Annotated in this window: 22 protein-coding genes and 3 tRNA genes; 12 read left to right on the plus strand and 13 right to left on the minus strand. The window is 70.5% G+C overall.

Annotation, left to right across the window (positions count from 1 at the left end; translation table 11 throughout):
• Positions 1 to 96: 96 nt before the first annotated feature.
• Positions 97 to 960: an alpha/beta fold hydrolase gene (locus tag ASD11_RS00905; RefSeq protein WP_056282018.1), complete on the plus strand. Its 864-nt coding sequence runs from the start codon at positions 97 to 99 to the stop codon at positions 958 to 960.
• A 59-nt stretch (positions 961 to 1,019) separates the two neighbouring features.
• Here ASD11_RS00905 and ASD11_RS00910 read toward each other — a convergent pair whose 3' ends face one another.
• The 4 genes from ASD11_RS00910 to ASD11_RS00925 form a co-directional block, all read right to left on the minus strand.
• Positions 1,020 to 2,663 (minus strand): GMC family oxidoreductase, encoded by a 1,644-nt coding sequence (locus ASD11_RS00910; RefSeq protein WP_056282021.1) that lies wholly within the window; start codon positions 2,661 to 2,663, stop codon positions 1,020 to 1,022.
• A 183-nt stretch (positions 2,664 to 2,846) separates the two neighbouring features.
• A tRNA-Phe gene (locus ASD11_RS00915) sits at positions 2,847 to 2,923 on the minus strand.
• A 153-nt stretch (positions 2,924 to 3,076) separates the two neighbouring features.
• A complete protein-coding gene (locus tag ASD11_RS00920) occupies positions 3,077 to 3,688 on the minus strand; it encodes a malonic semialdehyde reductase (RefSeq protein WP_056282023.1) in 612 nt (203 codons plus the stop codon).
• A 233-nt stretch (positions 3,689 to 3,921) separates the two neighbouring features.
• Positions 3,922 to 3,995: transfer RNA gene (locus ASD11_RS00925), tRNA-Asp, on the minus strand.
• Positions 3,996 to 4,173: 178 nt separating this feature from the next.
• Here ASD11_RS00925 and ASD11_RS00930 point away from each other — a divergent pair.
• From ASD11_RS00930 to ASD11_RS00940, 3 genes are all read left to right on the plus strand, one after another.
• Positions 4,174 to 4,677 carry a cysteine dioxygenase gene (locus ASD11_RS00930; protein ID WP_056282027.1) on the plus strand — a complete coding sequence of 168 codons (504 nt, stop codon included), beginning with the start codon at positions 4,174 to 4,176 and terminating at the stop codon, positions 4,675 to 4,677.
• Positions 4,674 to 5,117, plus strand: coding sequence for a rhodanese-like domain-containing protein (locus ASD11_RS00935; RefSeq protein WP_056282030.1), 444 nt, complete (start codon positions 4,674 to 4,676; stop codon positions 5,115 to 5,117). Before ASD11_RS00930 ends, ASD11_RS00935 begins: the two co-directional genes overlap by 4 nt.
• 91 nt (positions 5,118 to 5,208) lie before the next feature.
• Complete coding sequence (locus ASD11_RS00940) at positions 5,209 to 6,018, plus strand: alpha/beta fold hydrolase (RefSeq protein ID WP_056282035.1); 810 nt, start codon at positions 5,209 to 5,211, stop codon at positions 6,016 to 6,018.
• 20 nt (positions 6,019 to 6,038) lie between these two features.
• On the opposite strand, the gene gluQRS is transcribed toward ASD11_RS00940, so the two are convergent.
• The 4 genes from gluQRS to ASD11_RS00960 form a co-directional block, all read right to left on the minus strand.
• Positions 6,039 to 6,911, minus strand: coding sequence for a tRNA glutamyl-Q(34) synthetase GluQRS (gene gluQRS / locus ASD11_RS00945; RefSeq protein ID WP_056282038.1), 873 nt, complete (start codon positions 6,909 to 6,911; stop codon positions 6,039 to 6,041).
• A 20-nt stretch (positions 6,912 to 6,931) separates the two neighbouring features.
• Entirely contained in the window at positions 6,932 to 7,141 is a 210-nt protein-coding gene (locus ASD11_RS00950; RefSeq protein ID WP_056282041.1) for a hypothetical protein, read from the minus strand.
• A gap of 212 nt (positions 7,142 to 7,353) precedes the next feature.
• Positions 7,354 to 8,226 carry an NAD(P)H-hydrate dehydratase gene (locus tag ASD11_RS00955; RefSeq protein WP_056282044.1) on the minus strand — a complete coding sequence of 291 codons (873 nt, stop codon included), beginning with the start codon at positions 8,224 to 8,226 and terminating at the stop codon, positions 7,354 to 7,356.
• Complete coding sequence (locus ASD11_RS00960; protein WP_056282046.1) at positions 8,223 to 8,939, minus strand: histidine phosphatase family protein; 717 nt, start codon at positions 8,937 to 8,939, stop codon at positions 8,223 to 8,225. The genes ASD11_RS00955 and ASD11_RS00960 overlap by 4 nt, the downstream gene beginning before the upstream one ends.
• 153 nt (positions 8,940 to 9,092) lie before the next feature.
• Here ASD11_RS00960 and ASD11_RS00965 point away from each other — a divergent pair, with 153 nt between their 5' ends.
• Positions 9,093 to 10,607 (plus strand): hypothetical protein, encoded by a 1,515-nt coding sequence (locus ASD11_RS00965; RefSeq protein ID WP_056282049.1) that lies wholly within the window; start codon positions 9,093 to 9,095, stop codon positions 10,605 to 10,607.
• Between the two features lie 130 nt (positions 10,608 to 10,737).
• On the opposite strand, the gene ASD11_RS00970 is transcribed toward ASD11_RS00965, so the two are convergent.
• The gene (locus ASD11_RS00970; RefSeq protein ID WP_200940027.1) at positions 10,738 to 12,285 is read right to left on the minus strand and encodes an MFS transporter; all 1,548 of its coding nucleotides are present in this window, start codon (positions 12,283 to 12,285) and stop codon (positions 10,738 to 10,740) included.
• A 92-nt stretch (positions 12,286 to 12,377) separates the two neighbouring features.
• Between ASD11_RS00970 and ASD11_RS00975 the strand changes: the two genes are divergently transcribed.
• Positions 12,378 to 13,031, plus strand: coding sequence for a TetR/AcrR family transcriptional regulator (locus ASD11_RS00975; protein WP_056282055.1), 654 nt, complete (start codon positions 12,378 to 12,380; stop codon positions 13,029 to 13,031).
• 46 nt (positions 13,032 to 13,077) lie between these two features.
• Here the strand turns inward: ASD11_RS00975 and ASD11_RS00980 are convergent.
• Positions 13,078 to 13,150 (minus strand) — tRNA-Glu (locus ASD11_RS00980).
• 51 nt (positions 13,151 to 13,201) lie between these two features.
• On the opposite strand from ASD11_RS00980, the gene ASD11_RS00985 reads away from it, so the two are divergent.
• From ASD11_RS00985 to ASD11_RS01000, 4 genes are all read left to right on the plus strand, one after another.
• Positions 13,202 to 13,552, plus strand: a complete 351-nt coding sequence (locus ASD11_RS00985) for a metallopeptidase family protein (RefSeq protein WP_056282058.1) — start codon at positions 13,202 to 13,204, stop codon at positions 13,550 to 13,552.
• Positions 13,545 to 14,189: a pirin family protein gene (locus tag ASD11_RS00990; RefSeq protein ID WP_056282061.1), complete on the plus strand. Its 645-nt coding sequence runs from the start codon at positions 13,545 to 13,547 to the stop codon at positions 14,187 to 14,189. Before ASD11_RS00985 ends, ASD11_RS00990 begins: the two co-directional genes overlap by 8 nt.
• Before the next feature lie 64 nt (positions 14,190 to 14,253).
• The gene (locus ASD11_RS00995; RefSeq protein ID WP_156464519.1) at positions 14,254 to 15,630 is read left to right on the plus strand and encodes an FAD-binding oxidoreductase; all 1,377 of its coding nucleotides are present in this window, start codon (positions 14,254 to 14,256) and stop codon (positions 15,628 to 15,630) included.
• Positions 15,627 to 16,919 carry a class I SAM-dependent methyltransferase gene (locus tag ASD11_RS01000; protein ID WP_056282064.1) on the plus strand — a complete coding sequence of 431 codons (1,293 nt, stop codon included), beginning with the start codon at positions 15,627 to 15,629 and terminating at the stop codon, positions 16,917 to 16,919. Before ASD11_RS00995 ends, ASD11_RS01000 begins: the two co-directional genes overlap by 4 nt.
• 28 nt (positions 16,920 to 16,947) lie before the next feature.
• Here ASD11_RS01000 and lepB read toward each other — a convergent pair whose 3' ends face one another.
• The gene (gene lepB, locus ASD11_RS01005) at positions 16,948 to 17,619 is read right to left on the minus strand and encodes a signal peptidase I (RefSeq protein ID WP_056282066.1); all 672 of its coding nucleotides are present in this window, start codon (positions 17,617 to 17,619) and stop codon (positions 16,948 to 16,950) included.
• A gap of 52 nt (positions 17,620 to 17,671) precedes the next feature.
• Positions 17,672 to 18,463: an exodeoxyribonuclease III gene (locus ASD11_RS01010; RefSeq protein WP_056288213.1), complete on the minus strand. Its 792-nt coding sequence runs from the start codon at positions 18,461 to 18,463 to the stop codon at positions 17,672 to 17,674.
• Between the two features lie 93 nt (positions 18,464 to 18,556).
• On the opposite strand from ASD11_RS01010, the gene ASD11_RS01015 reads away from it, so the two are divergent.
• Both ASD11_RS01015 and ASD11_RS01020 read left to right on the plus strand, forming a co-directional pair.
• Positions 18,557 to 19,696, plus strand: coding sequence for a peptidoglycan-binding domain-containing protein (locus ASD11_RS01015; protein ID WP_056282069.1), 1,140 nt, complete (start codon positions 18,557 to 18,559; stop codon positions 19,694 to 19,696).
• A 43-nt stretch (positions 19,697 to 19,739) separates the two neighbouring features.
• The gene (locus tag ASD11_RS01020; RefSeq protein ID WP_056282072.1) at positions 19,740 to 20,384 is read left to right on the plus strand and encodes a hypothetical protein; all 645 of its coding nucleotides are present in this window, start codon (positions 19,740 to 19,742) and stop codon (positions 20,382 to 20,384) included.
• Here ASD11_RS01020 and ASD11_RS01025 read toward each other — a convergent pair.
• On the minus strand, positions 20,360 to 21,235 hold the full coding sequence (locus ASD11_RS01025) for an SDR family oxidoreductase (RefSeq protein ID WP_056282073.1): 876 nt from the start codon (positions 21,233 to 21,235) through the stop codon (positions 20,360 to 20,362). The genes ASD11_RS01020 and ASD11_RS01025 overlap by 25 nt on opposite strands.
• Positions 21,236 to 21,343: the final 108 nt, after the last annotated feature.

Genomic DNA, 21,343 nt, shown 5'->3' on the forward strand with positions numbered 1-21,343 from the left:
ATTCGAATAAGATTAAGAGGTTCTGCACAGAATGTGGAGCGGACTCTGTGGCCCAGCCCACGGTCCCGGCAGGTCCGTCGAGCCTAGGGTCGTCCCATGAGCGAGCCCGATCAGATCACCGTCAGGACGTCCCGGCTCACGTTCGGGGCCCTGGCCTGGGGCGACCCGGAGGCGCCGCTCGCCCTGCTCCTCCACGGCTATCCCGACACGGCCTGGACCTGGCGACACCTCGGTCCGTACCTCGCCGACCGCGGCTGGCGGGCCGTCGCCCCGTTCACGCGCGGCTACGGACCCACCGAGCTCGCCCCCGACGACGACTACTCCGCCCGGGCCCTCGCGGCCGACGCGGTCGCGATCGCCGACGCCCTGGGCGCTGGCGCCGACGCCGTGCTCATCGGCCACGACTGGGGCGCCGTCACCGTCTGGCGGGTCGCCGAGGTGGCACCCGACCGGTTCGCCCGGCTCGTCTCCCTGGCCGTCCCTCCGGCCGGCGCCGTGCTGCGTCCGTTCGGGCACTGGTCGCAGCGTCGGCTCGCCCTTCGCCAGGCCGGCCTCAGCTGGTACGCGCTGTTCAACACCCTCCCGGGTGCCGATCGGACCCTCGACCGCTTGGTCCCGCACCTGTGGCGCGAGTGGTCCCCCGGCTACGACGCCGCCGACGACCTCGCGCACCTCTGGGTCTCGCTCGACACCCGCGCCCGTCGGCAGGCCGCCCTGCTCTACTACCGCGCCAACTTCGTGAGGGGCGCCAAGGCGATGTTCCTCGGCAGGCCCGTGGCGCCGGTGCTCCACCTCCACGGCCGCCACGACGGCTGCGTGCAGGCCGAGCTCGTGGCGCACGCTCCCGACCTCTTCCCGGCCGGGAGCCGGACCGAGGTGCTCGAGGACTGCGGCCACTTCCTGCAGCTCGAGCGACCCGACGCCGTGAACGAGCGCATCGGCGCGTGGCTGGCGTCCTGAGGTCCTGACAGCACGAGGCCCGGGAACCGCCACGAGGGCGGCTCCCGGGCCTCGGTGCGTCAGGCGTTGCCGAGGATGAAGTCCGCCGCCCGCTCGCCGATCATGTAGCAGGGCGCGTTGGTGTTGCCGCCCGTGATGGTCGGCATGATCGAGGCGTCGACCACCCGCAGGCCGTCGATGCCGCGCACCGTGAGGTCGGGGTTGACCACGGCGCGCTCGTCGACGCCCATGCGGCACGTGCCGACCGCGTGCATCACCGAGACCGCACGACGTCGGATCTCCTCCGGGTTGTCCTTCGTGACCGCCTTGCCGGGGTAGGACTCCTCCTTCACGGAGCCGCCGAACGAGGAGTGCGACATGATCGCGCGGATCATCTCGGTGCCCTCGGCCAAGACCTTGAGGTCGTCGGGCTCGTCGAGGTAGCCGTAGTCGATGAGGGGAGCGGCCGTCGGGTCGGCGGACGCGAGACGCAGCGTGCCGCGGCTCTTCGGGTAGATGAGCGTCGAGAAGACGCCCAGCGTCGGGTGCGCCGCAGGCTTGGCCTTGCCGTGGTAGCCGGCGCCCGGGTCGGGGTAGGCCCACGGGATGGCGTGCAGCTGGATGTCGGGGACGTCCGTCGCCATCGAGCTGCGGACGAAGCCGACCGACTCGAAGATCGAGTGGTTGAGGAACGTGTCCTTGCCGAACGCGTTCTTCGCGAGGCCCTGCAGGAAGAAGAGCGGGGTCGACTTGTGCGTGATGGTCGACATGCGGAACGACAGCGGGTGGAACAGGTGGTCGTGCAGGTTGTCGCCCACCGGCAGGTCCGCGATGCAGTCGATGCCGAGGCTGCGCAGGTGGTCGGCCGGCCCGATGCCGGAGAGCATGAGCAGCTGCGGGCTGTTGACGAACCCGCCGGAGACGATGACCTCCCGGTTGGCGCGGATCGTGCGGCGCCCCGGCGTCCTCTTGCCCTGGTCGAGGATCTCGACCCCCGTGGCGCGGCCGTTCTCGATCACGATCTTGGTGGCCAGGACCTGCGTCTGGACCTCGAGGGTCCGGGGCTTGAGGTCGTGGACGTAGCCACGCGTCGAGGAGTAGCGGATGCCGTCCCGGACGTTCTCCTGCATGACGGAGATGCCCTCCTGCTCGGCACCGTTGTAGTCGTCGTTGATCTTGACGCCCAGGGTCTCCGAGGTGGCCTCGATGAACTGGCGCGTGCCCTCCTGCGTGATCGTGCTGCGGCTGACCTTGATGGGTCCACCGGAGCCGCGGTACGCGTTCTCGCCGTCCTCGAAGTCCTCGGAGCGCTTGTAGGCGGCGTTGACCTCGTCGGCGGACCAGCCGGTGTTGCCCTCGGCGGCCCAGGAGTCGTAGTTGGCGCGGTTGCCGCGCACGTAGACCATGCCGTTGACGGAGCTGGAGCCGCCCATGACCTTGCCGCGGGTCACGAGCATCTCGCGACCGCCGGCGTTCTCCTGCGGCACGGACTTGTAGCCCCAGTCGAAGCCCTTCTCGAGCTTCTCCTCGAAGTGCATCGGGGCCACCATGCCGGGCTTCTTCGTGAAGTAGCCGTGGAGTCCCTTGTCGTCGGAACGACCGGCCTCGAGCATGATGACGCTCGCGCCGGACTGGGCGAGACGGGCGGCGACAGCGGCGCCGGAGCTGCCGGAGCCCACCACCACGTAGTCCGCCTCGGTGCTGGGCGTGGAGCGCTTCGCCATAGTGAGATTACCTTTCTCAAAACATCGGTTGAGACGACCATAACCGTTTTGCCGCCGGGACGAAACAGTTCTGGAGCAAGGTTTCTCAATAGGAGCCGCTGACGCGATCCCGCGTGACCCGCGCACGGGGTGTCGGCGGGACAAAAGAAAGACGGCAGCGGCTCCGAGGAGCTGCTGCCGTGCTGGTGGCCAGGGCCGGGGTCGAACCGGCGACCTTCCGCTTTTCAGGCGGACGCTCGTACCAACTGAGCTACCTGGCCGTGCCCCGAAGGACGTCGGCAACCTTATCCCACCTCGCCGGGCGCTCCGAAACCAGGTTCTGGCGTCCCGGCTCCCGCGGGCAGGCGCCCCGCAGCGCGACCAGGGGGTCGCCGCGCTGCGGGGCGGGTCGGTCCTCACGGCGCCGCCGGGACTCAGAGGACGGCGACGGCGTCCTCGAAGGCGATGCGGGGGAGGCGGTCGAACCAGGCGTCGGGGCCGGGGTGGCCGAGGTTCACCACGACGAGGGACTTCCAGCCGGTGCCCGCCAGGAGGTCGGCGTCCACGCCGGCCTTGTCGAACCCGCCCATGGGGCCCGCGGCGAGGCCGGCGGCGCGCACGCCCACGATGAAGTAACCCACCTGGAGAGCGGCGTTGAAGACCGCGTTCTCCTCGCGCGCGGCTGCGTCGTCCTCGAACATCGCCTTCGCGCCGGGGAAGTGCGGGAAGTGCTCGGGCAGGCGCTCGTGGAAGTTGGTGTCGGCGGCGAGGATCGCGACGAGCGGGGCGGCGGCCGTCTTGGCCCGGTTGCTCCCGCCCATGTGGGGGAGCAGGCGCTCGCGGGCCTCGGGCGACTCGAGCACGACGAGGCGCAGCGGCTGGTTGTTCATGGCGGTGGGCCCGAACTTGGTGAGCTCGAAGATGTCACGGACCTGCTCGACGCTCACGGGCTCGTCGGTGAACGAGTTGGCGGTGCGGGCCTCGCGGAAGAGAAGGTCGAGCGTCTCGTCGGAGAGGACGTAGGGAGCGGTGATGGTTGAGGTCATAGAACGTTCAACTACTTAGTCCCGCGGGAATGTTCCCGCTGTGACCCACCTCATCCCGACGCGGCCCGATCCCGACGCGGCCCGTGGCCGTGGGGCGGTGACCTGGCGTCCGTCCTGAACGTCGATCGCGCGCGAGACGGACGCTGAGGCACCGCCACCCGGCGTGGCGGCGCTCCACGACCAAAAAAAACGTGGACCCACACTGACGTGCAGTGTGGGCCCACGATCGTCTGCGACCCCGACGGGACTCGAACCCGCGACCTCCGCCGTGACAGGGCGGCGCGCTAACCAACTGCGCCACGGGGCCTTGATGCAGTGCGGCGTGAACCGCGACCGCAACTCTAACGCACGCCCTGGGCGCGGGACAAAACGGGGTGGTCCGCCGTGCTTCGCCGCCCGACTACCGCACGGCCGGACCTCGTCGAGCCTCGTCCCGAGGAATGAGAACCGCCCATGGACGACGCCCGAACATCTATCAATGAGGCATGAGTGAGCCGATCCCCATGGCTGAGCTCGTCGACTGGACGAGCTCGGTCGCCGCCGACGTCCGGGCGGGTCTGTACGACGTCCGTGCGGACGCCGACGAGCGCTGGCACGTGCGGCTGTACCGCGACGACCAGGTCGATCTCTGGCTCATCAGCTGGACCACCGACCAGGGCACGCAGCTCCACGACCACGGCGGCTCGAGCGGAGCGTTCAGCGTCGTGGAGGGCGAGCTCACGGAGTCCTCCTGGGTGGACGGGCCCGGCATCCTGCGCGACCACGCCCGCACCGAGGGCGACACCGTGGTCTTCGGCCCTCACTACGTCCACGACGTCCGCAACACGCAGAGCCGGACGGCCGTCAGCGTCCACGCCTACTCGCCGCCTCTGGAGACGATGAGCTTCTACGACGTCGAGGACCACCGTCTCGTCCCCCTCGCCCAGATCTGGACCGACGACCCCGAGGAGCAGCTGCCCGTCGAGGTCGTCGAGCGGCGGGCCTCATGACCGGGCTCCTCTTCGCCGACGTCGACGCCCTCCTCGACGACGCACGCTCCCGCATCCGTCGGCTCGAGCCCGCCGAGGCCGCAGCGCACGTGGCCGACGGGGCGATCCTCGTCGACATCCGTCCGGCCTGGCAGCGCGAGATGGACGGTGAGGTCCCGGGGTCGCTCATCGTCGAGCGCAACCACCTGGAGTGGCGTCTCCACCCACGCTCGGGTGCCCGGCTCCCGCAGGCGCGGGTGGGTCAGGAGTGGATCGTCTTCTGCACCGAGGGCTACACGTCGTCGCTCGCGGCGGCGGCGCTCACGTCGCTCGGGATCCTCGCCGCCGACGTGGTCGGCGGCATCAAGGGCTGGGAGAGGGCAGGCCTCCCGGTCGTCGCCACGGTCACGCCGGTCGAGACCGTGGTGGGCACCCCTCCGCTCCAGGCCGGAGCTTCCTGACCGAGCGGCTCCCACCGCTTCGACAGGTCGGGCCGTCGTCGACGGTCCTGTCCGGCGCGACGACCGCCGCGCGGTCTGGCATGCTCGCGCCATGCCGCACGCAGCCGTCAACGGGATCTCCTTCCACTACACCGACGAGGGGCCGAAGGACGCGCCAGCGCTCGTGCTGGGTCACGGGCTGCTCTTCAGCGGCTGGATGTTCCATCCGCAGGTCGCCGCCCTCAAGGACCGCTTCCGCTGCATCACGGTCGACTGGCGTGGGCAGGGCCAGACCCCGGAGGCGCCCGACGGCAAGGCCGACATGGACTCGCTCACCGACGACCTGCTCGCGCTCCTCGACCACCTGGGCCTCGACGCCGTGCACTACGGCGGGCTGTCGATGGGTGGCTTCGTGGGCATGCGGCTCGCTGCGCGCCACCCCGAGCGGGTGCTGTCGCTCATCCTGCTCGACACCAGCGCCGGCCCTGAGGACCCGGAGAAGGTCTCCCAGTACAAGCTGCTCGCCACGGTCTACCGCCTCTTCGGCATCGCCCCGGTGCGGAAGAAGGTCGAGCCGCTCATGTTCTCGCCCGCCGTCGTGGCGTCAGGCGCGTCCAAGGCCATCGCCGAGGAGTGGATGGGGATGCTCCGCAAGGTCCCGCGCTCAGGCATGACCAAGGCGATCCGGGGCGTCACGGACCGCCTGCCGGTGGTCGACGAGATCGGCTCCATCACGGCACCCACACTCGTCATCGTGGGTGCCGACGACACGGCCACTCCCCTCGCGAAGGCCCAGGTCATCGCCTCCACCATCCCGGGAGCCCTGCTCAAGGTCGTTCCCGACGCGGGCCACTCCAGCACGATCGAGCAGCCGGAGGCGGTCACGCGCCTCATGTCGGACTTCCTCACGACCGTGTCGTAGGAGGCGGACGCGCCGGTGGATCAGGTCGCGGGCGGGACGAAGGTCCAGGCGTCGCGGGGGAGGGCGGCCGGGTCGAAGGCGGCCAGCATGTCCTGGGGCGAGCCGGTGAGGCCGAGCGACGTGCCGATGATCTCGAGGACGTCGACGCCCTGCTCCGTGAGCTCGCGGTAGGTCACGGCGCCGTCGCGCTTGGCGAGGCGCCGACCTTCGGCGTTGAGCGCCAGTGGCACGTGCGCGTACTCAGGCTGGGCGGCGCCCAGGAGCGACGCGAGGTGGGCCTGGCGCGGGGCCGACGTGAGCAGGTCGTCACCGCGTACCACCTGGTCGACGCCCTGCGCGGCGTCGTCGACCACGACCGCCAGGTTGTACGCCGGCACGCCGTCGTTGCGTCGCAGCACGACGTCGTCGACCACGCCCGTGAAGCTGCCGACGAGCACGTCGTGGACCGTCCACTCCTGCACGTCGGCGCGCAGCCGGACGGCCGGGGGTCGCTCGGCGGCGCGGCGGGCCCGCTCGGCGTCCGAGAGGTCGCGGCACGTGCCGGGGTAGGCGCCCGGCGGGAGGTGCGGTGCGCTGGGCGCCTCGAGGATCTCGCGCCGCGTGCAGAAGCACTCGAAGGTGCGTCCAGCGGCGGTCAGCGAGCGGACGGCCTCGTCGTACAGGTCGCGACGCTCGCTCTGACGCACGACGGGTCCGTCCCAATCCAGGCCGAGGGCGCGCAGGTCGTCGAGCTGGCGCTGCTCCGAGCCGGGCTGGACGCGGTCGAGGTCCTCGACGCGCAGCAGGAGGACGCGGCCGGTGGACCGGGCGAACAACCAGGCCAGGAGCGCCGTGCGCAGGTTGCCCACGTGCAGGTCGCCCGAGGGCGAGGGGGCGAACCGGCCGGCTGACATCCGGCCAGGATACGCAGAGGTCAGGCGGCCGATCGCGCGTTGGACGACTCGGACGAGACGCGCTCGCGAGCGGAGGTGTCGGGCGCGGAGGGCGCGGTGGATCGCGCGTCATCGCGGGCCTCGACCCGCTGCACGACCCACGCCGTGGCGCGGGTGACAGCGAAGACGACGGCGACCCCGATGAGCGCGACGAGGGCCAGACTGAGGAAGAGGACCACGAAGAGCATCACCCCGTGATCCTAGGTGGTCGTGAGCGAATACCCAAACTGTGTTTTCGCAGGTCAGAGGCCCTTTTTGCGACACGACGGTGTATCCAAAACGATCACCCCTGGAATGGTGCGGAATGCGTCGCCGAGGGCTCGAGGGACCGTCGGTATCCGGCTCGGAGGACGTCTTTCGGAGACGTCCGCGGGGCCTGTGGCCGGGCGGCGTCGACAGCGCCTCAGACCACAAGGGCAGCCAGGGCCGGTGCGATGCCGTCGACGATCTCGCGGGCGAGGTAGCTCGTCCGGCCGTGCTCCACGGCCAGACGCTGGCCGGCGGCCGCGTGCACGTGCACCGCCCAGCACGCGGCCTGCGCCGGCTCTGCGCCGCGGGCCAGCAGCCCGGCGGTGAGCCCCGCCGCGACGTCGCCGCTGCCCGACGTGCCGAGGCCGCTGTCGGCCGTCTCGTCGTGCCATAGCCCGCCGTCCGGGTCGGCGACGTGCCCGAAGAGCGAGGTGACGCAGCCGTACTGCTCCGCGATCTCCCTGGCCTCGGCCGCGAGGTCGTCGCCCAGGTCGCGGCCGAGGAGCTGAGCGCCCTCGCCGACGTTGGGCGTGAGGACCGGTCGCGGGCTGCGGCCCCGGACCAGCTCGGGCGAGTGGGCGAGGGCGGCCAGCGCGTAGGCGTCGATCACCACGGCGACGTCGTCGGCGGCCTCGGCGAGCACGCGCTCGAGCACCGCCTCGGACTCGTCGACGTCGACGAGCCCCGGACCGACCACCAGGACGTCGGCGCGCGGGAGGACGTCGAGCAGCGCGTGGGGCAGCTCGCGCGACACGGCTCCCCGGGGGGTCTCGGGGACACCGATCACCATGGCTTCGGGCACGGCGATGCCGAGGGCGGTCGTGACGCTCTCGACCGTGGCCAGCTGGAGCTTCCCCGCGCCGGCGCGCATCGCGGCCGTGCCGGCGAGCAGGACGGCTCCCGGCGTGGCCCGGGCGCCACCCACCACCAGGACGGTGCCGCGGGAGCTCTTGTCGCCGGCGGGGTCCGGGAGCGGCCACGCCCGCAGGGCCGCTGGGGTGAGCGTGCGGACGTTGGAGGTGCTCATCGCCGGGGCTCCTCGGAGGTGGGCTCGGCGTCAGCCTCGGCCTCCACGTGCTCGACGTCGTTGAAGAGCTCTCGGGCCCATCCTTCGGGCGTGCGGACCCAGCTGCTGAGCGAGGCGTTGCCGATGGGGGTGCGGGCGGCCTCGGCCATGAGCGTGGGCTCGTCGACCTCCTCCAGCACGTAACGCAGGAGCGTGACCACCACGTCGTGCGCGACGACCAGCACCCGATCCGCAGGGCGGTCCTGCTCCACCTCGCGCAGCACGGCGCGCAGGCGCAGGGCCACGTCGGTCCAGGACTCGCCGCCCGGCGGGCGGTAGTAGAACTTCCCGTGCCGACGTCGGCGCTCGGCCTCGTCGGGGAACGTCGATCGGATCCCCTGGGCGGTGTGGAGGTCCAGCACGCCGAGATCGCGGTCGCGGAGCCGTTCGTCCACGCGGACGGGCACGTCCATCCCCTCCAGCGCCAGCTCGGCCGTCTGCCGCGCGCGCAGGAACGGCGAGACCAGCGCCAGACCCGGCCGGTCCGACGTCGGAAGCCCTCGGAGGCGACGGCCCAGGGCCTGCGCCTGCCTGCGGCCCAGCTCGGAGAGCTCCACGTCGGCCTCGCGCTCGGCCACGTCGATCAGGTCGAGTCCGTCCCGTGCCGCCGAGGAGGCCGCCACGTTGGCCACGCTCTCACCGTGCCGCACGGCACCGATCCAGAGATCTTCCATGCGGGACCCGTACCCCGGGGACGTCCGGCCAATCCAGGACGGGTCTGCCCGACCGTGCCCAGCGACGGAAGCTGAGAGGTCGGCGGAACCAAATGGTGTGACCGTCGTTACTCCCACCAGACCTTCCCGTTCCCCCGCCCGAGAAGAGCCCTCATGCGCACTGCCCGACTTGTCGCAGCGGCGACCGCTGCTGCTGCCGCCTCCGTCCTGGCTGTCGTCGGCCCGGGCGACCCGGTCGCGGAGAGTGCGGAGGCGGCCACCCCGTCGCTGCGAGACGTCATGCTGGTGGGCAACAACTGGGCCGGCACGGCCACGATCGTGGACGCCCGGACGAAGAAGATCCTCAAGACCGGCATCGACCTGGCGCCGGACCGCGCGCAGGAGATCGCCGACATCCAGAAGAAGCCGGACCAGCTGGCGTTCTACTACCTCATCCAGCAGGGCCCGGGCGAGGGCCACGACCAGCTCGTCGACGACATGTTCACGACGAAGGACGGCCGGTTCGTGGCCGTCTCGCGCCCGAGCCTGGCCGACGTCGTCTGGGTCGACCTGGCCAAGGCCGCGGCCGGGAGCACCGACAGCATCGTCCGAGAGCAGCAGATGGACGGCTACCGCACGGACCACATGGGACTCTCGCCCGACGGTCGTCGGCTGCTCGTGAGCGACTCCACCAAGGCGCAGGTCGTGGAGTACTCGATGGTCGACGAGACCGTCGACGGCAAGCAGGTGAAGATGGGCGACCGTCTGCGCTCCTTCGCCTCGGGGGAGACCCCGCACGAGAACAACTACTCGCCCGACGGGTCCCGGATCTACCACGCCTCGATCGGCAAGGTGTACCTGCCGGGCGACCAGAACTCCATCGGTCCCATCAAGATCGGTCCGCTGCACGACGCCATCAAGGGCGACCGCTGGTACGAGATCGTCGACAACAAGACCTTCGGCATCACGCACCGGTGGGACATGGGCAAGGAGCTCGCCGAGGCGGGTCACGAGGGCATGAGCTCGGCGGTCCGGCCCATGGCGGTGGCCCCCGACCAGCGCTTCATCTACTTCCAGGTCTCGTACTTCCACGGCATCGTGGAGTTCGACACCCAGGCGGCCGACCTCGACGGCAAGGTCACCTACACCGCCGGAGGCATCCCTGAGCCGAGGGTCGGCCGGGTGACCCGGCTCATCGACCTGCCCAACCGGATCCCTGACGTCCCCCTGGAGGAGTACGTCAACGACTCCGCGCACCACGGGCTGGCGATGGACGCGGCGGGGAAGACGCTCTGCGTCGCCGGCACGATGGACGACTACGCGGCTCTCGTGGACCGTGAGAGCGGGGAGGCCCGCTTCTACGACGAGAAGACCACCGGCCACGGGTACAAGAAGCCGTACTGGTCGGTCGAGGGCCTCGACGACACCTGCTGGATCTCGCTCTCGGACTCCGACGCCGTCGCGGTGATCGACTTCGCCACGGGCCGTGAGCTGGCCTACCTGCCGGTCGGCGACCACCCGCAGCGCGTGCGGCACGGCTTCGTGCCGGAGTCCGTGGTCGCGTCGTGGACGACGGTGGGGACGAACCCCGGACCCAGCTTCTCCGGGAGCGGCGGGCTGATCCCGCTCGTCTCCTCGGTGCTCGGGCGGGTGCTCTTCGTCCTCAACCCGCTGCTGCCGCTGCGGTAGCCCCACTGCGTCCGGTCACCCCCGCGAGGACGCGCGGGGGTGGCCGGTCTTCACGATGGAGGACGGCGGACTGCTCGACCGCGGCGACCGGCTGTGCCCTTCCTCGCGTCGTCCTCGGCCCGGCTCCGGATCAGGCCGTGCGTCCTGCGCCGACCGTCTCGCTGGGGTCGTCCTGGTTCAGGTCGCCCTCGGCGAGCGGGTCGTACCGGTCGCCGGGCAGCGCCACGAGCCCGGCTGCGGCACCGAGGAGGCAGAGGACGCCCACGATGATGCAGGCCAGGTTGAGGCCGTCGATGAAGGAGCTGTCCACGACCGCGGAGATGCCCGGCATGCGGCTGGCCAGGGCGTCGGCGAAGCCCACCGAGTCGGCGGCCTCGGCGAGCATCTTCTCCGGCACCCGTCCGTCGAGCGCCGAGATGAGGCTGTCGGAGTACTGCGAGGCGAAGATCGAGCCGACCACGGCCACGCCGAGCGTCCCACCGAGCTCACGGGTGGCGTCGTTGACGGCCGAGCCGACGCCGGCGCGGGCCGGCGGGAGCACTTGCAGGATCGACTCGGTCGCCGGGGTGCTGACCAGCCCGATGCCGATGCCGAGCATCAGCATCTGGGGGACCACAACGCTCGGGTAGGAGACGTCGGGCGTGACCTGCGAGATCCACAGGAATGCGCCACCCAGGAGGGCCAGGCCGGGCGCCACCACGAGCTTCGTGCCGATCCGCGGCGCCAGCTGGCCGCCGATGATCGAGGCCGCCGCGAGGGACAGGGCGACCGGCAGGAACCGCACGCCGGTCTCGGCCGGGGTGTAGTCGCGGACGAACTGGAAGAACTGCGTGATGAGGAAGACGAAGCCGAACAGCGCGAAGAAGGCGATGGTGACGGCCGCGCACGCGGCGCTGAAGCGACGGTCGAGGAAGAGCGTGACGTCGATCATCGGGTGCTCGACAGCCCGCTCCACGAGGATGAAGATCACGATGAGGACGGCCGCTGCGGCGAACCCGCTGATGGTCTCGACGCTGCGCCAGCCGTGCTCGGGACCCTCGATGATCGTGTAGGTGAGCGTGCCGAGCGCTGCGACGGAGACGCCGAAGCCGTACTTGTCGATGCGGGGCACCGAGGGGTCGCGCGACTCCGGGACGAACGCCACGGCCATGGCGATCGTGACCAGGGTGATGGGGACGAGGGCCCAGAAGATGCTCTGCCAGGAGTAGTGCGTGAGCAGGACACCGCCCACGACCGGGCCGAGGGCGACGCCGACGCCGACCGACGCACCCCACAGCCCGAGGGCGGAGGCGCGCTCGCGACGCTCGGTGAAGGTGTTGGCGATGATCGAGAGCGTCGTCGGGAAGATGACGGCGGCGAAGACCCCCATCGCGAAGCGGGTGGCGATCAGGGCCCCGCTGGTGTCCACGAGGGCGGCGGCCGTGCTCGTCAGGGCGAAGCCGACCAGGCCGAGGATCAGCGCGGGTCGGCGGCCGAACCGGTCCGACAGGCTGCCCATGGCCAGGACCAGCGAGGCGAAGGCGAGGTTGTAGCCGTCGACGATCCACAGCAGGTCCCGCGTGCCGGCGTCGAGCTCGCGGGCCATGGAGGGGAGGGCGATGTTGACGATCATCGCGGACAGGTTGATCGTCAGGGTCGCTGCGCACACGGTGAGCAGGACGAGATGTTTCCGGGACACGGGTGCTCCTGAAGTTGATGGCGTCAACATGAGTGTGCAGGCCTGGGTTGGCACTGTCAACATGGAGCGGCACGTCGGCTAGGCTGAACGGCATGAGCGGGTCCGCGTACCACCACGGCGACCTCCGCAGAGCCTTGGTCGACGCCGCCTTCGTGGCGGCCCGGAGCGAGGGTCCGGAGGGCGTCAGCATCCGAGAGCTGGCGCGGCGCGTCGGTGTCTCGCACAACGCTGCGTACCGGCACTTCGCCCACCGCGACGAGCTGCTCGTAGAGGTCTCCGGCCTCGCCATGCAGGCTCTCGTGGACGCCATGGAGGAACGGCTCGCGCGGGTGGACGAGACGGACGGCGTGCTCAGGGCCCGGCGCCGGCTGGCCGAGATCGGCCGGGCCTACGTGTCCTTCGCGCTGGGGGAGCCGGGCCTGTTCCGCGTGGCCTTCTCCTCCCATCCCGAGATGGACCAGACCAGCCTGAGTGCGCTCGCCGTCCGGCCGTACACGCTGCTCGGCGAGGCCCTGGACGGGCTGGTCGAGGTGGGGTTCCTCTCGCCGTCGGCGCGCGTCGAGGCCGAGATGACCTGCTGGTCGGCCGTCCACGGCTTCGCCCTGCTCAACGGCAATCCGCTGCGCGACCTCCCCGCCGAGGAGCGCGAGCTCGCGCTCGACCGCGTGCTCGCCGCCATCGACCGCTCCTACGCCGCCACCACCGGCTCCGTCATCACCCCGGGTGACGTGTTCGCCGTGGCCTGAGGCAGTCGCAGCGGGTTCTTCGGCTGCGAGCCCGGCCGCGATGAAGTACCCCGTACGGGATTCGAACCCGCGCTACCGCCTTGAAAGGGCGGCGTCCTAGGCCGCTAGACGAACGGGGCGCGGCGCGGCCCAGCATAGGCCGTCGGGGCGGGTTCGGGCAGGATGGGTGCATGGTCGACGTCAGTGAGGACCGCTTCGCCGAGCTGGCGGAGCAGGCGCTGGCGTCCGTGCCCGCTGAGCTGGCCGCGCTGCTCGACAACGTGGTGCTGTTCATCGAGGACGACGCACCTGCGGACGACCCCGACCTGCTCGGCTACTACGACGGGATCGCGCTCACCGAGCGTGACTCCACGTACGCAGGGGTACTGCCTGACCGGATCGTCGTGTGCCGCGCGCCGATCCTCGACATGTGCGACACGGAGGACGACGTGGTGGACGAGGTACGGATCACCGTGGTGCACGAGATCGCGCACCACTTCGGCATCGACGACGCCCGACTCCACGAGCTCGGCTATGCGTGACCTGAGGCCTGCGGGCGAGCGGTTCGTGACGCGGCGCGACGGCATCGAGACCTGGCACTCCTTCAGCCACGGCGACCACTACGACGCCGACAACACGAGCTTCGGCGCCGTCATCGCCATCAACGAGGAGCGCATCCCCGTCTCCCACGGCTACGCGCCGCACCACCACGAGGACGTCGAGATCGTCACGTGGGTGCTCGAGGGGACGCTGAGCCACGAGGACACCACCGGCCAGGGCGGCCACGTGCGGCCCGGCGCGGCGCAGCGGCTCAGCGCCGGCTCCGGCGTGGAGCACAGCGAGAACAACGCGCACCCCGAGGAGCCCCTGCGCTTCGTGCAGATGATGCTGCGCTCCACCAACGACGGTGAGCCCGAGTACGCCGTCGACGTCGTGCCGGACACGCCCGGCCTGCACCTCAGCGTCCCGGTCCACGCGCCGGCCGACCTGCTGGTCGCCCGCCCCATCGACACCCTGCTCACCATCCCGGAGGCCGAGCGGGTGCTCATCCACGTCACCCACGGCATCGTCGTCGTGGACGGCGAGTCCCTCACCGTGGGCGACGAGCTGCGCCTCACGCACGAGCCCTCCGCGCGCCTCGGCGGGGGCGGCGAGGCCCTCGTCTGGCTCCTGCGCTGACATTTGTTGTCTCCCGCAACGAGTCGGTGACCTGCCCGAAAAGTGTGGGTCTAGGCTGGATGGCGTGAAGTCAGTGCACGACCTGCGAGGCCAGGAAGCCCATGCGGCAGCAGTGGAGAAGCTGCTCGCGTCGTACGCCGCCATCGCCGCCGGGTCGCGGGTGAGGCTGGCCAAGCGCACGTCCAACCTGTTCCGCCCCCGGGCCGAGAACGACGTGCCGGGTCTCGACGTCTCCGGCCTCGACGGCGTCATCGCCATCGACGTCGAGGCACAGACCGCCGACGTCCAGGGCGTGTGCACCTACGAGGACCTCGTCGACGCGGTCCTGCCACACGGCTTCATCCCGTACGTCATCCCGCAGCTGCGCACCATCACGCTCGGGGGCGCGGTCACGGGGCTGGGCATCGAGTCGACGTCGTTCCGCAACGGCCTCCCGCACGAGTCCGTCCTGGAGATGGACGTCCTCACCGGCGACGGCACGATCGTCACCGCCACCCCCGACAACGAGCACGCCGACCTCTTCGAGGCGTTCCCCAACTCCTACGGGAGCCTCGGCTACGCCACCCGCCTGCGCATCAGGCTCGAGAAGGTGCCCGGCTTCGTGGCGCTGCGGCACGTCCGCTTCGACGACCTCACGTCGGCGTCCAAGGCCATGGCCGACATCGTCACGTCGGGGGAGTGGCACGGCGAGCGGGTCGACGGGATCGACGGCACGGCCTTCACGCCCACCGAGACCTACCTGACCCTGGCCACGTTCACCGACTCACCGGGCCCCACGAGCGACTACGCCGGACAGGACATCTACTACCGCTCCATCCAGCAGCGCGAGACCGACCGCCTCACGATGCTCGACTACCTCTGGCGCTGGGACACCGACTGGTTCTGGTGCTCCGGCGCGTTCGGCGTGCAGAATCCGACGGTTCGCCGGCTGTGGCCCCGGCGCTGGCGCCGCAGCGACGTCTACCACCGCCTCATCAGCCTGGACTCCAAGGTCGGCCTGAGCGCGCTGCTCGACCGCATCAAGAAGGTCCCGGGCCGCGAGAAGGTCATCCAGGACATCGAGGTCCCGGTGGAGGCGGTCCCCGACTTCGTCGAGTGGTTCGACGAGGCCGTGGGGATGCGCCCCGTCTGGCTCTGCCCGCTGCGCACCACCCGCGCGTGGCCCACGTACCCGCTGCGACCGGGCGACATCTACGTCAACGTCGGCTTCTGGGGCACCGTCGAGGTGCCGGCCGACCACCCGGCCGGTGGGGTCAACCGGCTCATCGAGGAGAAGGTCCACTCGCTCGGCGGCCACAAGTCGCTGTACTCGGAGTCCTTCTACGACGAAGCGACCTTCCGCCGCCTCTACGGCGGAGACATCCTGGATGCGGTCCGCGCGCGCTACGACGCCGACGGACGACTCAGCACCCTGTTCGAGAAAGTGGTGAGGAACTCATGAGCGTCGACACCGGCGTCAAGCTGACCATCGCCCAGGCCGTGGAGCGCCTGATGAAGGAAGGGATGCCCTTCCGGTTCGAGGCCTACGACGGCAGCTCCGCAGGCTCCGAGGATGCGCCGTTCACCGTGCGCCTGCTCAACGAGCGCGGCTTGGCCTACCTCATGACGGCACCCGGCGACCTCGGCTTCGGCCGGGCCTTCGTGGCGGGCGACCTGGAGATGGAGGGTGTCTCCATCGCCAACCCTTACGACGCCATGGCGCTCATCCAGAGCAAGCTGAGCCTCAAGATGCCGAGCCCGTCCGAGCTGGTGCAGATCGTGCGGAGCCTCGGCGTGGCCAACCTCAAGCCGCCGCCGCCTCCGCCCGAGGAGCACCTGCCCAAGTGGCGCCGGGTCATGGAGGGCCTGCGGCACAGCAAGACGCGCGACGCCGAGGCCATCCACCACCACTACGACGTCTCCAACACGTTCTACGAGCACGTGCTCGGCCCGTCGATGACGTACACGTGCGCCGTGTTCCCCACGGAGGACACGTCGCTCGAGCAGGCGCAGTTCGAGAAGTACGACCTCATCTGCCGCAAGCTCGACCTCAAGCCCGGCGACCGTCTGCTCGACGTCGGCTGTGGCTGGGGTGGCATGGTCCGCCACGCGGCGCAGCACTACGGCGTGAAGGTCATCGGCGTCACCCTCTCGCAGGAGCAGGCCGAGTGGGCCCAGCAGGCCATCAAGCGCCAGGAGCTCGACCACCTGGCCGAGGTCCGCTTCGGCGACTACCGCGACGTCATCGAGACCGGCTTCGACGCGGTGAGCTCGATCGGCCTCCTCGAGCACATCGGCGTGCGCAACTACGAGTCGTACTTCACGTTCCTGCAGAGCAAGCTCAAGGTCGGCGGGCGGATGCTGAACCACTGCATCACGCGCCGCGACGGCTCGCTCAGCGCCAAGGCCGGCGCCTTCATCGACCGCTACGTGTTCCCCGACGGCGAGCTGGCCCCGGTCGGACACATCGTCACCGCGATGCACGACAACGGCCTCGAGGTGCGGCACGTGGAGGACATCCGCGAGCACTACGCGCTCACCCTCAAGGCCTGGAGCGAGAACCTCGAGGAGAACTGGGACGCGTGCCTGCGCGAGGTCTCCCTCGGCACGGCCAAGGTCTGGGGCCTCTACATGGCCGGGTCACGCCTCGCCTTCGAGCGCAACGAGATCGGTCTGCACCACGTGCTGGGCGTCAAGGTCGGCCCCGACGGCGACGCGCACTTCCCGCTGCGCCCCACCTGGGCCAGCTGAGCGTTCCCCGCCTGCCTCGACGGTGGGGCTACTTCTTGGGGGCCGGGACGTCGGCGAAGCTGTCGGTGCCGCCGGTGAAGCCGATGCGCTTCCAGGGCCAGACGCGGAACCAGGCCTTGCCCACGACGTCCTTGGTGGAGATGAAGCCTCCGCCCGGGTCGCCCTGGTGCTCGCGGGAGTCCGCGGAGTTGCCACGGTTGTCGCCCTGGACCCAGATGTGTCCGGCCGGCACCTTCACGTCGAAGCGTCGGTCGGTGTTGGCCGCGGGGTCCATGAGGTACGGCTCGTCGATGCCCTTGCCGTTGACCATGAGGCGGCCCTGGTCGTCGCAGCACGCGACCCGGTCACCGGCCACGCCGACGACGCGCTTGATGAGGTGACCGCCCGTGGGGAAGAGACCGATCGCCTCGAGCCCGCGCTGCACGGGGTTGGAAGCCTTGGTGGTCTCGTCCTGCGTGAGCCAGCCCCCCGGGTCGTCGAACACGACGATGTCGCCGCGGCTGGGGGAGCCGTTCCAGTACGAGACCTTCTGCACGAGGATCTTGTCGTTCACGAGCATCGTCGGCTCCATGGACTCCGACGGGATGTAGAACGCCTGGAGGAAGAACGCCTTGACGATGATGGCCATCACGAGTGCCGTGACGATGAGCAGGATCGACTCTTGCCAGACAGGGAGCTGGCGCTTGGTGGCAGATGGCACGTCGTGAGCCTAGCCGTAGGGCGTTCGGGGCGGCTGAACGGACGCTGATATCTCAGTCGAGGTCGACGACGACGGGCGCGTGGTCGCTCGCGCCCTTGCCCTTGCGCTCCTCGCGGTCGATGAACGCGTCGCTCACGCGGTCCGCGAGAGCGGGCGATCCGAGCACGAAGTCGATCCGCATGCCGCGCTTCTTGGGGAACGCGAGCTGCTGGTAGTCCCAGTACGTGTACACCCCGGGGCCCGGCGTGTGGGGGCGCACGACGTCGGTGAGGCCGGCGTCGAGCATGGCCTGGAACGCGGCGCGCTCCGGCGGCGAGACGTGCGTGCTCTTCTCGAAGACCGACATGTCCCACACGTCGTCGTCGGTGGGGGCGATGTTCCAGTCGCCCGTGAGGGCCAGGGGAAGGTCGGGCTGGTCGGCGAGCCACTGCTCGGTGGCGACCTTCAGGCGCTCGAGCCAGGCCAGCTTGTAGGTGTAGTGCGCGTGGCCGAGCTCGCGGCCGTTGGGCACGTAGAGGCTCCACATCCGGATGCCGCCGCACGTGGCCCCGATGGAGCGGGCCTCCAGCACCTCGGGCTCGCCGAACTGCGGCTGGTCGTCGGCGAACGAGGTGGCCACGTCGTCGAGCCCCACGCGGGAGATGACGGCGACGCCGTTCCACTGGTTGAGCCCGAAGTGCGCGTACTCGTAGCCCATGCCCGCCAGCTCGAGGCCGGGGAACTGGTCGTCACGGCACTTGGTCTCCTGCAGGGCCAGGACGTCGACGTCGTGACGCTCGAGGAAGGCCGTGACCCGCTCGATGCGGCTGCGGACGGAGTTGATGTTCCACGTCGCGATACGCACGATCACGAACCTACCCGTTTCCCTGCGAAAGGAGATGGCCGGGCGCATCATGGAGGACGGCTCACGGGAGAGAGCCGTCTGGGGAGGGGAACCATGCTTCGTCGCGCCGTCTGCACGGCCGTCCTGTCGTCGGTCCTGGTCGTGGCCACCGTCACGTCCGGCACCGCCGCCGACGACGGGCCGCCGGTGACGTTCCCCGCGAGCCCGAAGGGGCTCAAGGCTCCCGTCAGCCTGCCGAAGGACCTGGACCCGGTGCCGATGTACCAGCCGCAGTCGGCCTGCCAGCCCGGCGAGACCGCAGGGCTGAAGAAGCTGCGGGACCTCGTCATCACGACCTACGGCGTCGGGCGCAGCGGCAGCACCGCGCGCTCGTGCACCGAGGGGACGTCGGAGCACTCGGACGGACGTGCCTGGGACTGGATGGTGGCGGTGAGGACGACCAAGGAGAAGGCGGCCGCGGCCGACTTCCTGGCCTGGCTGACGCGGGACGGAGGGCGCAACGCTCGCCGACTCGGCGTCATGTACGTCATCTACAACCAGAAGATCTGGGGTGCGTACCGCGCGTCGGACGGCTGGCGGCCCAGCTACGACCACGTGGACCACGTCCATGTCTCGTTCTCCTGGAACGGCGCCCGCGGGACGACCTCGTTCTGGACCGGGAAGGTCCAGCCCACCGACTTCGGTCCGTGCGCGGTCTTCTCCGGACAGCCGGCCCAGACGCGCTCCACGGCCAACCCGAACCCGTGCCGTGCCGCGGTGTCGCTGCCCAAGCGGTCGGCCCACCCGACGTCGGCGCTCGGCTCGAAGGTCGCCTCGGTCAGGACGGGCCAGGGTCTGGTCGGCGCCTCGACCACGGGGGTCTTCGACGCCGAGACGCGCACCCAGGTCTACGCCTGGCAGAAGACGCACGACCTCCCGCTCACGGGGACGCTCGACCAGGCGACGTGGGTCTCGCTCGCGCCCGACCAGGTCGCGAGCGACGCCACCTCCGGGATGACGAAGGACGAGGCCCGGGCCTACGGGCTCGCCCACTACTCCGGGACCACCCTGCGCCGGGGCTCGGCCGGGAGGTCCGTGCTCGTGCTCCAGAAGGCCATCGGCCGCGGGCTCCGGTACCGCACGGGGTACTTCGGGACCTCGCTCGAGTCGGCGGTGAGGTCGGCCCAGGCGAAGATCGGTCGCCCGCAGACCGGCACCTGGACCCGGGACGACTGGGCCGCGGTCAACCGCTGATCGTCGTCCGGCGTCGTGGCCCGGCCGGTGTCATGATGAGGCCATGAGCCACGAGGAGCGGAACCCCGGCGATCGTCCCGACGGATCCGGCACGCCCATCCGCCAGGGAAGCGCCGACGAGCGCGTGTACGTGAAGTCCGACGTCACCCCGTCGCTGTGGGTGCGCAGGGCCGTGATGGCCATCGTGCTCGTGGCCCTGGGCTACGTCACGTACCTCGTGGCACTTGCGTTCTTCCCGCGCTGGTGGGCGCAGCGGGTGGCCGACCAGGTGGGCGGCGACTTCACGAGCGGCACGCTGTGGGGGCTGTTCTACGGCTTCCTCTTCACCTTCGTGCCGCTGCTGCTCGTGGTCCAGCTGCGCCGACGGTTCTTCAGCTGGACGTGGCGGGGCATCATCCTCGTCGTGGCAGTGCTGCTGGCGCTGCCCAACTGGCTGACGCTGTCGATCGTGGCGGGCAACAGCAACGCCGCTCACGCGGGCGAGCGCATCCTCGACGTCGACGGACCCGGGTTCCGGGCCGCGTCGGCCATCGGGGTGGGTGTGGCGGTGCTGCTCACGGTGGTGCTTCTCTTCGCCGGGCTCGCGGCCGGACGCCGGAAGGCTCAGGTCAAGGACCTGCGCGGACAGCTCCGCGACCGCAAGGACGGCGATCGCCCCGAGCGTCAGGCGTCGACCGACGAGGGCTGAGTCGTCGCCCTGGTGAGCAGGCGCGAGGCGACCCGGTTGAGCCGCCGCATCGCGAACGCGTAGCCGAACGGCACGTAGCGCTGGGCCAGGTGCCCGATCCACACGTCGCGCGACGTGAAGACGAGGTACTTGCCGCGCTCCACGCCCCTCACGATGCTGTGGGCGGCCTGCTCGGGCGTCACGGCGTGCTTCTGGAACTTCGCGACGCTGCGCGCCACCTTGGGGTCGTCGCGGTCCACGCCGACGATGTCGACGGTCCCCACGAGTGGGGTGTCGACGGCGCCCGGACAGACCAGCGTGACCGCGATGTCGTGCTGCTCGAGGTCGAACCGGAGCACCTCGCTGACGCCCCGGAGCCCGAACTTGGCGGCGCTGTACGGGGCGTGGAGGGGCAGGCCCAGCAGGCCGGCGGCCGAGGAGACGTTCACGACGTGGCCGCCACGGCCGGCCTCGATCATGCCGGGCACGAACGCCGACATGACGTGGATGGGCCCCATGAGGTCGATGTCGACGGTGCGCTGCCAGTGCTCCGTCGTGAGGTCCTGGATGCGTCCCCAGGTGGAGATCCCGGCGATGTTCATGACCACGCGGGCGGGGCCCGTGCGCTCGTGGGCGTGGGCGGCGAAGGCCTTGACCGCCTCGGCGTCGGTGATGTCGAAGGTCTCGAAGTGGGCCACCGTGCCGCCGGCGGCCTCGACGAGCCGGACGGTCTCGGCGAGGGTGTCGGGCACGACGTCGGTGAGCACGAGCGTGGCACCACGCTGTGCCGCGAGGAGCGCCGTTGCGCGGCCGATACCGCTGCCGGCGCCGGTGATGACGGTGACGGATCCGTCGAACGGGTGATGGGTCATGGGGTCCTCCTACGGCGAGTGGTACGAATGTACCAGTTAGCCGCCGGGTGTGGCCCGTGTCGGTCCCACCGGTTGTCCGACCCCGCGTCTACCGTGCAGAGCAGCAGC

This window comes from Aeromicrobium sp. Root495, from assembly GCF_001426755.1.
GTDB lineage: Bacteria > Actinomycetota > Actinomycetes > Propionibacteriales > Nocardioidaceae > Aeromicrobium.

Coding starts and splice junctions, on each gene's coding strand:
- ASD11_RS00965 (WP_056282049.1), top strand. CDS start 9,093: ATGCGCACTGCCCGACTTGTCGCAGCGGCGACCGCTGCTGCTGCCGCC.
- ASD11_RS00905 (WP_056282018.1), top strand. CDS start 97: ATGAGCGAGCCCGATCAGATCACCGTCAGGACGTCCCGGCTCACGTTC.
- ASD11_RS01015 (WP_056282069.1), top strand. CDS start 18,557: ATGCTTCGTCGCGCCGTCTGCACGGCCGTCCTGTCGTCGGTCCTGGTC.
- ASD11_RS00955 (WP_056282044.1), bottom strand. CDS start 8,226: ATGAGCACCTCCAACGTCCGCACGCTCACCCCAGCGGCCCTGCGGGCG.
- ASD11_RS00985 (WP_056282058.1), top strand. CDS start 13,202: ATGGTCGACGTCAGTGAGGACCGCTTCGCCGAGCTGGCGGAGCAGGCG.
- ASD11_RS01025 (WP_056282073.1), bottom strand. CDS start 21,235: ATGACCCATCACCCGTTCGACGGATCCGTCACCGTCATCACCGGCGCC.
- gluQRS (WP_056282038.1), bottom strand. CDS start 6,911: ATGTCAGCCGGCCGGTTCGCCCCCTCGCCCTCGGGCGACCTGCACGTG.
- ASD11_RS01000 (WP_056282064.1), top strand. CDS start 15,627: ATGAGCGTCGACACCGGCGTCAAGCTGACCATCGCCCAGGCCGTGGAG.
- ASD11_RS00960 (WP_056282046.1), bottom strand. CDS start 8,939: ATGGAAGATCTCTGGATCGGTGCCGTGCGGCACGGTGAGAGCGTGGCC.
- ASD11_RS00990 (WP_056282061.1), top strand. CDS start 13,545: ATGCGTGACCTGAGGCCTGCGGGCGAGCGGTTCGTGACGCGGCGCGAC.
- ASD11_RS00935 (WP_056282030.1), top strand. CDS start 4,674: ATGACCGGGCTCCTCTTCGCCGACGTCGACGCCCTCCTCGACGACGCA.
- ASD11_RS00940 (WP_056282035.1), top strand. CDS start 5,209: ATGCCGCACGCAGCCGTCAACGGGATCTCCTTCCACTACACCGACGAG.
- ASD11_RS00920 (WP_056282023.1), bottom strand. CDS start 3,688: ATGACCTCAACCATCACCGCTCCCTACGTCCTCTCCGACGAGACGCTC.
- ASD11_RS00975 (WP_056282055.1), top strand. CDS start 12,378: ATGAGCGGGTCCGCGTACCACCACGGCGACCTCCGCAGAGCCTTGGTC.
- ASD11_RS01020 (WP_056282072.1), top strand. CDS start 19,740: ATGAGCCACGAGGAGCGGAACCCCGGCGATCGTCCCGACGGATCCGGC.
- ASD11_RS00930 (WP_056282027.1), top strand. CDS start 4,174: ATGAGTGAGCCGATCCCCATGGCTGAGCTCGTCGACTGGACGAGCTCG.
- ASD11_RS00910 (WP_056282021.1), bottom strand. CDS start 2,663: ATGGCGAAGCGCTCCACGCCCAGCACCGAGGCGGACTACGTGGTGGTG.